General features: G+C 58.0%; 5 protein-coding genes and 1 pseudogene. 4 read left to right on the top strand and 2 right to left on the bottom strand.

The features are described from left to right. Positions 1–218: 218 nt before the first annotated feature. From Q0C48_RS11755 to Q0C48_RS11745, 3 genes are all read left to right on the top strand, one after another. A complete protein-coding gene (locus tag Q0C48_RS11755; RefSeq protein ID WP_291524570.1) occupies positions 219–533 on the top strand; it encodes a hypothetical protein in 315 nt (104 codons plus the stop codon). Beyond that, complete coding sequence (locus tag Q0C48_RS11750; RefSeq protein ID WP_291524568.1) at positions 530–658, top strand: hypothetical protein; 129 nt, start codon at positions 530–532, stop codon at positions 656–658. The genes Q0C48_RS11755 and Q0C48_RS11750 overlap by 4 nt, the downstream gene beginning before the upstream one ends. Before the next feature lie 195 nt (positions 659–853). Next, on the top strand, positions 854–9,421 hold the full coding sequence (locus tag Q0C48_RS11745; protein WP_291524566.1) for a glycoside hydrolase family 94 protein: 8,568 nt from the start codon (positions 854–856) through the stop codon (positions 9,419–9,421). Positions 9,422–9,460: 39 nt separating this feature from the next. On the opposite strand, the gene hemN is transcribed toward Q0C48_RS11745, so the two are convergent. Then, positions 9,461–10,852 (bottom strand): oxygen-independent coproporphyrinogen III oxidase, encoded by a 1,392-nt coding sequence (hemN, locus tag Q0C48_RS11740; RefSeq protein ID WP_291524564.1) that lies wholly within the window; start codon positions 10,850–10,852, stop codon positions 9,461–9,463. Between the two features lie 39 nt (positions 10,853–10,891). Further along, complete coding sequence (locus Q0C48_RS11735) at positions 10,892–11,824, bottom strand: LysR family transcriptional regulator (protein ID WP_291524562.1); 933 nt, start codon at positions 11,822–11,824, stop codon at positions 10,892–10,894. A 278-nt stretch (positions 11,825–12,102) separates the two neighbouring features. Between Q0C48_RS11735 and Q0C48_RS11730 the strand changes: the two are divergent. Next, positions 12,103–12,401, top strand: a pseudogene (locus Q0C48_RS11730) (hypothetical protein); the annotation flags it as partial.

Raw genomic sequence — 12,401 nt, 5'->3', positions numbered from 1 at the left:
TGGCAGTCTTATGCGCGCGAACGCCCGCAATGACCCAAAATGTGCTACAATTACGACGTTCGGTTACCGGACGGGGGCGTTGCCCCTTGTTTTCTTCCCCGTCATCGTTTCGCTGCTCTATGTCTTGGGGGACGGGTCCTCGGCGTAAGCGCGGACACGCGATGGACCATCGTGCACAGCCATACAGGAGAGTGAATATGAACAGATGGATGGCCACTATGGCCGGTATACTGCTTATTGGCAGCTTCGCTGCCGGAGCCCAGGCGAGTACGGACGGGGCATCGGCCTCTTATCCACTCACGCATAACCAGACCATCGCCCAGATGAAAGCGCAGCTCAATCATGAAGAGATCGCACAGCACCAGTTGGAAGAAAGGATTATCACTCTGAAGGCTCAGCATGACCGGGCGGGCGTAATGCGCGCAGAGCAACGGCTGAGATCCAAGAAGGCCGATATTGAGGGGCTCAGAGGAAAGTTGCATGATGCTATGACCAATGGTGAAGGATACCAGCGCAAGAGGAAAGGATCATGAGCAAAACACAGCAGAGCAATAAAGAAACCAAGAAGCAGCCGGCGATGACGCCCAAAGAGAAGAAACAGGCCAAACAGGCCAAGAAGAATCCCAGCGGTACTGGAGTCACCATCGTTCCCCACTGAAATCACCGGCGGCCGGTCAGGAAATATATGGAGGAGCGCCATAACGAGCGTACGTTGCGGTGCGCAGAAGTGGAGGGGAATGCGTGATGCCTTGATGCATCACCAGGTTATTCCGGGGAGAACGTCATAACTACAAAAAAATTAGAGTTCTCATTCTGCGTAAAAAACGCACTGAACAACGCACTGGATACGGACTTGTTACGCGCGGAGTTGTTCAGCATCGAACAACTGAAACAACATGCGGTGATGCTGGCCGGTCAGCATCCCGTCGATCCAAGTCCGGGGCCGGATCGCCTGTTACCCCGCCTGGCCGATAATGCGCAGGTGTTGCGCGCGGCTTATGACGTAGTCACTGCGGGAGGTGCACAGACAGAGCAGCGGACGCAATCTGCAGAGCTTTGGTTGCTTGACAATTTCTATCTTATCGAACAACAGATCATTCTGGCGCGAAGACACTTACCGAGTGGTTATGGCAGACAATTACCGCGCCTGCAATATGGAAAATTGGCGGGATTCCCGCGTGTTTACGATCTCGCATCTGAGTTGATTGCCCATCGGGATGCCCGCGTCGACAGTGATAACATCAGCGCCTATATCCAGGCGTACCAGACCATTACGCCACTGACGCTGGGCGAATTGTGGGCTTTCCAGATCATGCTGCAATTGGCGCTGCTGGAAAACCTGCGCCGTGCCGGTCTGCACGTTGCTTGCCGACGGGAAGAGCGCAATGCCGCCATTAGCTGGGCAGACCGCATGCTCGCCGCAGCGGAAAAAAATCCGAAGCAACTGATCCCGTTACTCGCGGAATTCGCTAATGCGGATATGCCGTTGACGGCACCCTTTGTAGAGGAGTTTTACGCCAGACTGCAAGCCTATGGTCCCGCTATGACTTTTGTGCAAACCTGGGTCGAACAACAATTGCTCGAACAGGGGATAACGGCGACACAGTTATCCGAGGTGTCCGCGAGAAGGTCTGCCGCCAACCAGATATCCATGGCCAACAGCATCAGCAGCTTGCGCTTCCTGGCGACGGTGGATTGGCGCCATCACGTCGAAGCGCTCAGTGTCGTCGAACAGGTTCTGCGCCAGGATCCCATGGGGATACATGCCGAACAGGATTTTGCGACTCGTGATCGCTACCGCCACGCTATTGAGGATATTGCGCGGAGCAGTGGGCGTGATGAGTTGGCAGTGGCTCAAAGGGCGATCGTACTCGCTCAGGCGGCCGTGCAGCGAGCGGGTATCGGAGATCGATCTGCGCATGTCGGATATTACTTGTTGGATCGCGGTCGGCAGCGGCTTGATCGCGCTATGGGCTGTCGCTTTGAATGGAAATCAGCGGCCAGACACATGAGTGGTCGTCTCCGCCTTTCCCTGTATATCAGCACTATCCTGTTACTGATGGTTGCGATCAGTCTGGTTTTGTATCTCCCTTTTGCGGATATCGGCCCGACGGCCTGGCGTTTCTGGTGGCTCGGCATCTTCGGCATAATAAGTATCTCGGCTTTGGCCGTTTCCCTGGTAAATCGCCTGGTCACCCTCATTATGGCGCCCCGTGCCCTGCCACAGATGGATTTTTCGCACGGCGTCCCTGATGCACATCGCAGCATGGTAGTCGTCCCGACGCTGCTGAGTACGCGACAGGAAATTGACGCATTGCTGGAAGCCCAGGAAATCCGCTACCTGGGAAACCGCGATCGCAATATATATTTTGCGTTACTGACGGATTTTCGTGACGCCCCTGAACAGACCAGCCCGGAAGATGCCCCTTTAATCGACTACGCACGCGCCGCCATCCAGGCCCTCAATGCGCGCTATGGCGATGACCGGCATTGCCTATTTTATTGGTTTCACCGGCCACGATTATGGAACCCGTCTGAACAGGTGTGGATGGGCTACGAACGTAAACGCGGCAAATTGGAACAATTTAACGCCGTGCTGAGAGGCGCTGAGGCGTCGATATTTTCAGAGCGGGTCGGCGATATGGCTATCCTCAGCAGCATCCGTTATGTCATCACGCTGGATACCGACACCCAATTACCCCGTGACACCGCGCGGGCCCTCATCGGCCATATCGCGCACCCGCTGAACCGGGCGGTGTATGATACCGATAAGGGCCGTATCGTCGACGGCTATGCGATCATTCAGCCCCGCGTAGCGATCGATCTGACCAGCGCCGGTCAATCTCCGTTCAGCAAACTCATTGCCGGGGACTCCGGTATCGATCCCTATACGCGCGAGGTGTCCGACGTCTACCAGGATATTTTCGGAGAGGGCTCTTTCATCGGCAAGGGTATCTACGATGTGGATGCCTTTCGCCAGGCTGTCGATGGCCGTTTTCCGGAAAATCTTGTTCTCAGCCACGACTTGCTGGAGGGCGGGTACGCCCGTGCAGCACTGGCGACGGACGTCGTCCTGATTGAGGAATTACCTGGGAGTTTTACCGCAGAAGCCTCCCGCCGCCACCGCTGGATTCGCGGCGACTGGCAGATCGCCGCCTGGCTGCTGGCGTCGGTGCCCGGTGCGCCAGGGGCCCCAGGTATGCGGGTGCCGCGCCAGGCCAATCCGCTGTCCAGTTTGTCGCGGTGGAAAATCTTTGACAATCTCCGCCGCAGCCTGTTGCCATCAGCCCTGTTGCTCCTGCTGGCGGGAGGGTGGCTCTTCGATCCGGGGTTCGCCTGGTTATGGACCACATTGGTAGTCGGGATCCTCCTCCTGCCCGCCTTGCTTTCGCCCCTCATTGATCTCTTCCATAAGCCGGAAGACCTCGACTGGGCAGCACATCTCTCCCTGATTAGAGGGTCCGCAGGTCGCCCGCTGCTATCCGCGCTTCTGGCCGTCACATTTCTGCCCTATGAAGCGGTGCTGAGCCTGGATGCCATCCTGCGCTCAGGGTTACGAATGCTCTTCACGCGCCGTGGCTTGTTACTCTGGCAGTTGCCCTCCTATGCGAGCCGAAATGCCTGCCATACCCTCAGCGACTTTCTTGGCGAGATCTGGAGTGCACCACTTCTCGCGATCCTCCTCGGAATGGCCTTGTTGGCGGCGACAAAGCTGGGGATCAGTCCGCCCACGGCGGTACTGTTCAGTATGCCCATTTTAGCGTTGTGGTTTTTGTCGCCGGTAATCGCATGGCGGATCAGCTGGCCCCTGTCTTCCGGCATTACCGGCCTGAGTGATACACAGCAGGGGTTTTTGCGGATGTCGGCACGGCGTACTTGGCGTTTCTTTGATGATTTCGTAGGCCCTGCGGACCACTGGTTACCCCCGGATAATTTCCAGGAGTATCCCTTGACGGCGATTGCTCCGCGTACTTCACCCACCAACATGGGCATGTCCCTGTTGGCGAACCTTGCTGCCTATGATTTTGGTTATATTTCTGCCGGTGGACTCCTCCAACTGACCGAAAACACCGTGGCGACGATGGAACGACTGGAACGCTATCACGGCCATTTTTACAACTGGTACGACACGCGCACCCTGCAAATACTGAGTCCGCAATACATCTCGGCGGTGGACAGCGGTAATCTCGGTGGCTGCCTGCTCACCCTCCAGGCCGGACTGAACGAGCTTAAAGATCATCCCGTGCTACGGAGCAATGACTTTGCGGGCTTGCAGGATACGTTGTACAACTTGTCAGAGTGCATTCACGGTATCACTGCGCCGGACCTGACTGAGAAGGTCCGCGCGCTGCAAGATGCGCTACAGGTTACGACGCTCAACGGGCACCTCTCATCCCTGGTCGACGCCCATAAGCTGCTCGCGGATATTCAACGGATCAGCGGGGATATCGTGAACGGGCTTCCCGTCGAGCCCCCGATGGATGGTGAATTGGCCTACTGGGCACGGGCGTTTGATCAGCAGTCCCGCGCGCTGGTTGCCGATCTCAAAGACCTCGTCCCTGAGCCGTGGCCCCTTGAAGATGTCCCGACACTGGCAGAACTGGCCGGTGAAAACGCCTTTGGGACGGCGAGTGCCGGGATGGCAGCGGTGGAGCGATTAGGCGTCATTGATCATTTGCTGGAGCGTTGCCGTGCATTGGCGGTGATGGACTTTGAATTTCTTTACGATCAGGCACGTGACCTGCTGGCGATTGGTTACGACGTCGGGGAACGCCGCCGCGATCCATCCTGTTATGACCTGCTGGCGTCAGAAGTACGCCTCGCCAGTTTTCTGCTCATCGCTCAAGGACAAGCTCCACAGAAACATTGGTTCTCGCTGGGCCGTCTGTTGACGAGTTACGGCGGCGATCTGTGTTTGATTTCGTGGAGCGGTTCGATGTTCGAATACCTCATGCCTCAGTTGATCATGCCCGATTATCCCGGCACCCTGCTCAACCAGACTTGCAAAGCGGCCGTATCCCGCCAAATGGAGTATGGCCGCCAACGCACCGTACCCTGGGGTATATCGGAGTCCTGCTATAATGCCACCGACATCCATCAGGTCTATCAATACCGCGCCTTCGGCGTCCCCGGTCTGGGTTTCCAGCGTGGTCTCGGCGATGATTTGGTCATTGCGCCCTATGCCAGCGCGCTGGCGCTGACCGTAATGCCGTCGGAGGCCTGCCGTAACCTGCAGGCTCTTGCTGCCCAAGGCTTTCTCGGTACCTATGGTTTTTATGAGGCGATCGACTACACGCCGTCACGTGTGCCACTGGGCAAAAGCCATGTCGTCGTCCGCAATTTCATGGCGCATCATCAGGGCATGAGTCTCCTGGCTTTTGCCCATGTACTCCTCCATCAACCGATGCAGCGCCGGTTTTTATCGGACCCCAGCATTCAGGCTACCGAATTGCTGTTGCAGGAGCGTTTGCCCAAGCAAGCGGCCACATTGCATCCGCATGCTGCTGAAGTTGGTGCGGCCGCACACGCGCCCAGCCAGGATAACGCCGCCATCATGCGCATATTCCGGTATCCCGATACCGCAATGCCGGAGGTTCACCTCCTATCCAATGGTCGCTACCACGTCATGGTGAACAATGTCGGTAGCGGTTACAGCCGTTGCGCTGGCCTCGCCGTGAGCCGCTGGCGCGAGGATATCGCTGCAGATGCCTGGGGTAGTTTCATTTATCTGCGCGACCGTGATTCCGGTCATTTTTGGTCGACTACCTATCAACCCACCCGGTGTAAGGCTGATCACTATGAGGCCATTTTCGTCCAGGCGCGAGCGGAATATCGACGCCGCGACCAGATGATAGAAAGCTATATGGAGGTCGGTGTTGCGCCGGAAGATGATGTCGAGATCCGACGCGTGACGCTCACCAATATGTCCCCGCGTGTGCGCCACATCGAGTTAACGAGCTATACCGAGGTGGTTCTCGCGCCACCGAATAGCGACCTTGCCCACCGTGCGTTCAGCAACCTGTTCGTCCAGACCGAAATTCTGGCAGAGCACAACGCCATTCTGTGCACCCGCCGTCACCGCTCGCCGGACGAGCAAGTGCCGTGGATGTTTCATCTTTTTGCGGCTCCCGGAGCCGTGGCCAGTGAAGCGTCCTATGAAACGGATCGGGCAGAATTTATCGGTCGCGGTCGCACGGTGGAGCATCCACGTGTATTCGACGGTTTGAAGCACCCGGCTTTATCGAATACCGAGGGTTCCGTGCTGGATCCCATCGTCGCCATCCGCCGTACCCTGACTCTGGACGTGGATGAATCGGCAACGGTGCAGATCATCTCGGGGGTTGCCGACACCCGCGAGGCAGCAATCGCCCTGCTGGAGAAGTATGGCGATCGTCACTTTGTCGAACGTGCTTTTGAAATGGCCTGGTTTCAGAGTCAGGAAGTGCTGCGTCGCCTGAACATCAACGAAGCCGATGCCCAGGTGTATGGGCGACTCGCCAATTCTGTGGTCTATGTCAGTGCCCTGCGCCGTGCCGCGCCCAGCGTGATTGCTCGTAATCAGTTGGGGCAATCCGGCCTGTGGCGCTTCGGCATTTCGGGTGACTTTCCCATTGTGCTGTTGCGCATCGGTCAATTAAACCGTATTGATCTGGTGAAACAGATGCTGCAAGCGCATGCCTATTGGCGTCTGAAGGGACTGGCGGCAGACCTGGTCATCATCAACGAAGATTTTTCGGGCTACCGGACCACGCTGCAAGACCAGATCATGGGGTTGATTCATGCCAGTCCGGAGGCACAAGTCATCGACAGGCCAGGCGGCGTATTTGTGCGTCGTGCTGAAGAGCTTTCTGAAGAAGATCGCGTGCTGTTCCAAACCGTTGCGCGCATGGTTATTACCGACGGCGCCGAGTCCCTGCTGGAGCGGGCGGATTGGCAGGCGCCTAGGGATCGTTTTCCGGAAAAATTGAGCCCGGCAACGCCGCGTATCGTCGAGACCGTCCAGCCGCTACTTGCCCGTGAACGCCTTTTCTTCAATGGATTGGGTGGATTCACCCCCGATGGACGTGAATATGTTATCAGTCTGGAGCCGGGACAAAACACGCCCGCTCCCTGGGTCAACGTGATGGCCAGTCCGCACATGGGTACCGTCGTCAGTGAAAGCGGCGGCGCCTATACTTGGGTCGAAAACGCGCATGAGTTCCGCCTGACCACCTGGCACAACGATCCCCTGAGCGACAGCAGTGGTGAAGCCTTCTACATCCGCGACGAAGACACGGGGGCATTTTGGTCACCTGCCCCGCTGCCGGCCCGCGGACAGTCTGGATATGTCTGTCGCCACGGTTTTGGGTACACGATTTTTGAGCATTACGAAAGCGGGATATCTTCCGAGATGACCACCTATGTCGCTATGGACGCGCCCGTGAAGTTCGTGGTGATCAAGCTGCGCAACGATTCAAAGCGCACCCGGCGGCTCTCGCTGACCGGATACTGGGAACTGGTGCTCGGCGAGTGGCGTCATGCCAATATGATGCATATCGTTACCGAGACGGATCTGCATAACGGCGCGCTGTATGCGCACAATGATTACGGTCAGGCGTGCGGGCACCGGATCGTGTTTGTCCAGACCAGTGAACGGGAGCGTGCGCTCACGGGCAATCGCACGGAGTTTATCGGTCGCAACGGCACCCTCGCCGATCCGGCGGCGATGCACCGCAGCCGTTTATCCGGCAAGACCGGAGCCTGCCTGGATCCCTGTGCGGTTATGCAAACAACCATTGAGCTGGGCGCAGGTATGGAGCGGGAAATCGTGTTTATTTTTGGTACCGCAATCAGCATGGACGAAGCACAGCAAGCTATGGGCCGCTTTGCCGGAAGAGCGGGTGCCCGGCAAGCCCTGGCCGGTGTATGGGAGTACTGGAACCGCACGCTGGGTACCGTCTATGTGGAAACACTAGACCCCGCGCTGAATGTATTGACGAACGGCTGGCTGGTCTACCAGACCATCTCCAGCAGACTCTGGGGCCGCAGCGGCACTTACCAGTCGGGCGGTGCCTACGGTTTCCGCGATCAGCTGCAAGATACCATGGCGCTGATTCATGCCGCGCCCTGGCTGGCCCGCGAGCAGTTGATCCGTTGCGCAGAGCGCCAGTTTCATCAGGGCGATGTCCAACATTGGTGGCACCCGCCCCACGGCCAGGGGGTACGCACCCATATTTCAGATGACTATCTCTGGTTGCCCTATGCCACCTGCCGTTTTGTGATGGCCACCGGCGATACGGGCGTACTTGACGAGAACATTCATTTTCTTGAGGGCCGCGAGCTGAACCCGGAGGAGGAGTCCTACTACGACCAGCCCCAGCAATCTGCCGAATCGGCCACCCTCTATGATCATTGCGTGCGGGCGCTTAAAAACGGATTGCGATTTGGTGCCCATGGCTTGCCGCTGATGGGCTGTGGCGACTGGAATGATGGGATGAATCTGGTGGGCCGTGAGGGCCGTGGCGAAAGCGTATGGCTCGCATGGTTCCTGATTCAGAATCTGCAACAGTTTGCGGAACTCGCGCGTAATCGGGGTGATACCGCCGTCGTTGATCTTTGTACGGAACAAGCAGCCCGCTTACAGAACAGCGTAGAAAAAAATGCCTGGGACGGCGACTGGTATCGGCGGGCCTATTTTGATGACGGTACCCCCCTGGGCTCTGCCACGAATGACGAATGCCAGATAGATTCCATCAGCCAGAGCTGGGCCGTTCTTTCCGGGGCGGGCGACCCCTTGCGGGCGCGACAGGCCATGGCGGCTGTCGATGAGCACCTGGTCCGTCGCGATGCACAACTGATCCAACTACTGACCCCACCCTTCGACCATTCAGTACTTGAACCCGGCTATATCAAAGGCTATGTACCCGGAGTGCGCGAGAATGGCGGGCAATATACCCATGCCGCCATCTGGGCCACCATGGCTTATGCCCAAATGGGCGACAAGGCACGTGCCTGGGAATTGTTCAACATGCTCAACCCCGTCCATCACGGGAGCAGTCCAGAAGCGATTGCCCGCTATAAGGTAGAGCCCTACGTGATGTGCGCCGATATTTATGGCGCCGTACCGCACATCGGTCGTGGCGGCTGGACCTGGTACACCGGGGCGGCGGGCTGGATGTACCGATTGATTGCCGAGACCTTGCTGGGCCTGTCCCTTGAAGTCGATCACCTGCGTATCACGCCCTGCGTCCCCGCGGACTGGAAGTTCTATAAGGTTCACTACCGCTACCGCGACACCCTGTACCATATCACCGTCCATTGCGATGGCGTCCCGTCAGCGCGGGGGCCGCACCTTATCGTGGACGGTGCTGAATTACCGCAAAACCGAATTCCGCTCGTGGATGATCGCCGCGAGCACAATGTCGATGTCTACTTGGATTAAATGCAGAGCAGGTACCGCCTGGACCCCATAGCGAGTCGCTCAAATCACCCGTGAGTAACGCACCGGCTTTTGCGCGAGATAGGCGTCGAAAGCCATGCAGATGTGGCGGATCAACAGCCGTCCCTGCGGAGTGACCGTCAGAGTATGAGCGTCCAGGTGCAGGAGTCCGTCCCCCGCCATGGCCTCCAGAGCAGGCAGGCTAGCCGCGAAATGCTGCTGGAAATCCAGATTAAACTGTCGGTTCAGCGCAGCAAAATTCAGACTGAAGTCGAAGATAAGGCGGGTGATGACGTGGCGCCGCAGTAAATCCTCGTCGCTCAGGCGCAGGCCGCGCTCTACCGGTAAGTGGCCGCGGTCCAGTGTGGCACCCCAGGTATCCAGGTCTTTGATATTCTGGCTGTAGGTGGGGCCGACCATGGCGATGGCGCTCATCCCGAAGGCCAGCAGATCCGTTCCGGCATGGGTGGAGTAGCCCTGGAAATTGCGATACAGACTGCCTTCCCGCTGGGCGATGGCCAACTCGTCGTTAGGCAGGGCGAAGTGATCCATGCCGATGTAGAGATAACCGGCCTGCTGCAGGGTGGCGATGCTTTCGGCGAGGATGCGCAGTTTGGTGTCCGGGCTGGGAATGTCCGCGTCGGGAATCCGCTTTTGCGGCGGGAACCGCTCTGGCAGGTGGGCGTAATTAAAGACGGACAGGCGGTCCGGACGCAAGGCGAGAACCGCCTCCAGCGTCCGGGCAAAGCTTTCCGGGGTCTGCAGGGGCAGTCCGTAGATCAGGTCGAGGCTGACGGAGCGAAAGCCGAGCTGGCGCGCCTCATCAATGACAGCCGCAGTGAGTGCGAAACTCTGTTCGCGATGCACGGCCTTCTGCACCGCTGCATCCAGATCCTGTACCCCGATGCTGATGCGGTTGAAGCCGAAGTCGCGGAGGAGGCGCAGCGTGCCAGGCTCCAGCGCGCGCGGGTCGATTTCGATGCCATATTCGCCCTGATCATCCGGGAGCAGATGAAAGTGTTTACCGATGCTGTCCAACAGGAAGGCCATGTCGTCGCGACGCAGAAAGGTGGGCGTGCCGCCGCCGAAATGCAGTTGGTCCACGGGACGGCCGCCGTCAACGTGGGCACGCGTCAGCACCATCTCCCGGTCTAAGTGAGCGACATAAGGCGTCCCCCATTCGTGATGGCGGGTGACTACTTTGGTGCAGGCGCAATAAAAACACAGATGCTCGCAGAAGGGGATGTGAAAGTAGAGGGAGAGCGGCCGCCCGCTGGCGTTGGAATCGTCGAGTGCGCTTTGCAGTGCCTTTTCATCGAATCCTTCGTCGAAATGGGGCGCGGTGGGGTATGAGGTGTAGCGCGGCCCCGACTGGTCGTAATGGCGGATAAGTTCGGGATCAAAAATCAGGCTCTGGGTAGGATTTATGGTCATCGGTTTTCGGCTCCGTCTAAGCGCGCTGTTGCAAGGCGATCATACGCCCGGAATATCTTTTACCCCAAACAGATTGGCCGCCACGCTGGCGCGGATTTCGGCGAGAAAAGCCTGCATGTGCGGTTGCTCCGCCTGCTCGGTGGTGGTCGCGGCCTGCAGAGTTTGCCAGAGACCCTGTGGTCCCAGAGGAATGGCGCGCACGTAGTTTTTCTCCCCGTAGCTCCCCACCGCCCACGCGGGTAGCGCGGCGATGCCCTGCCCGGAGGCCACCAGCTGGAGAATGATGACCGTCAGCTCGGCATGTCGTCGACGCCAGGGCTGCACACCCGCCGGTTGGAGAAACTCGCGGAAAAGGTCGAGCCGACGATCCTCCACGGGGTAAGTGATCAGGGTTTCTTCCAGAAAATCCTCAGGGGTCAGGAAACTGCGTTCAGCTAAGGCGTGCCGCGGATTGACGAGGGCGACGACCTCGTAGGCAAAGAGTGGATGCAGCAGGATACCGGACGCCATGGCATCGGGTGCCGTAAGGACCGTGAGGTCGGCCTGATGACTTTGGAGCAAGGGCAAAGGATCCTGCTGAAAGCCCGAGACCAAATCCATTTCCACATCCGGCCAGATCTCGCGAAAGTGGTCCATGGCGGGTGTCAGCCAATCAAAGCAGGTATGGCATTCGACGGCAATGCGCAGACGGCCGCTATTACCGGCCGCTCGTCGCCGCAGATCTTCCTGCATTTGCCGGATGCGTGGCAGCACTTCCCGGGCTGCGGCCAATAAGGCCTCTCCGGTAGGGCTCAGGCGCAACTGTGTGCCGCGTTCCCGGTCCAGCAGGCTGACACCGAATTCCGCCTCCAGTCCGCGTAACTGGTGGGAGAGCGCCGACGGGGTCAGGTGCAGACGCTGCGCCGCTGCTGCGAGGCTGCCGAACTGGGCGACGGCCTCAATGGTGCGCAGGTGACGTATTTCCAAAGGCATGCGAATCTCGGTGGTCAGGATGTATTCCTTGCCAGTGTCCCACGACCATCCGGCAATGCAAAGGCTTTACCATCAGCCGAAGGGGGCGGGCCTGAACCGTTGCGTTGCGTCCGTCTCGTGGGCGTTCAGGGCTTATTCTGGCAATGAATTGCTTTGCCAGGGGGTTATTCGTTATATTTATAGAGATACATTGTCATAAAAAGTTCATAAAACTGTCATCATGTTGCCTCGTTATTATGGCACACATCGTTGCAAGGATGCCTAAAGAGGAGGTCGCTGTGTTTACCAAAAACCGCATTGCCATCGCCATTGTCACCGCCCTTTGCGGTGTCAGTGCTACCGCCCAAGCCGAAACCCTGACCGATTTTTTCAAGCAGAGCAAGATTGACGGCCAGATTCGTTCTTACTATTTCAGCCGGGATTATGGTGCCACCGGTCCCAATCAGAATGCCTTCAGCCTCGGCGGTATTCTGAATGTGCAGACTGCCCCTTTCCTGGGGGGCTTTGGTGTAGGCGTCAGTTTCTATAGGGCATTTCGAATAACAAAAATTTCACGACTTGAGAATGGAATATTCCC

The sequence above is a fragment of the Acidithiobacillus sp. genome (assembly GCF_023255755.1).
Classification (GTDB): domain Bacteria; phylum Pseudomonadota; class Gammaproteobacteria; order Acidithiobacillales; family Acidithiobacillaceae; genus Acidithiobacillus.
This window is presented reverse-complemented; position numbering and strand designations above follow the sequence as displayed.

What these genes read in the sequence shown, in the direction of transcription:
- Q0C48_RS11755 (WP_291524570.1), top strand. Translation starts at nt 219, where the DNA reads ATGGCCGGTATACTGCTTATTGGCAGCTTCGCTGCCGGAGCCCAGGCG.
- hemN (WP_291524564.1), bottom strand. Translation starts at nt 10,852, where the DNA reads ATGACCATAAATCCTACCCAGAGCCTGATTTTTGATCCCGAACTTATC.
- Q0C48_RS11750 (WP_291524568.1), top strand. Translation starts at nt 530, where the DNA reads ATGAGCAAAACACAGCAGAGCAATAAAGAAACCAAGAAGCAGCCGGCG.
- Q0C48_RS11735 (WP_291524562.1), bottom strand. Translation starts at nt 11,824, where the DNA reads ATGCCTTTGGAAATACGTCACCTGCGCACCATTGAGGCCGTCGCCCAG.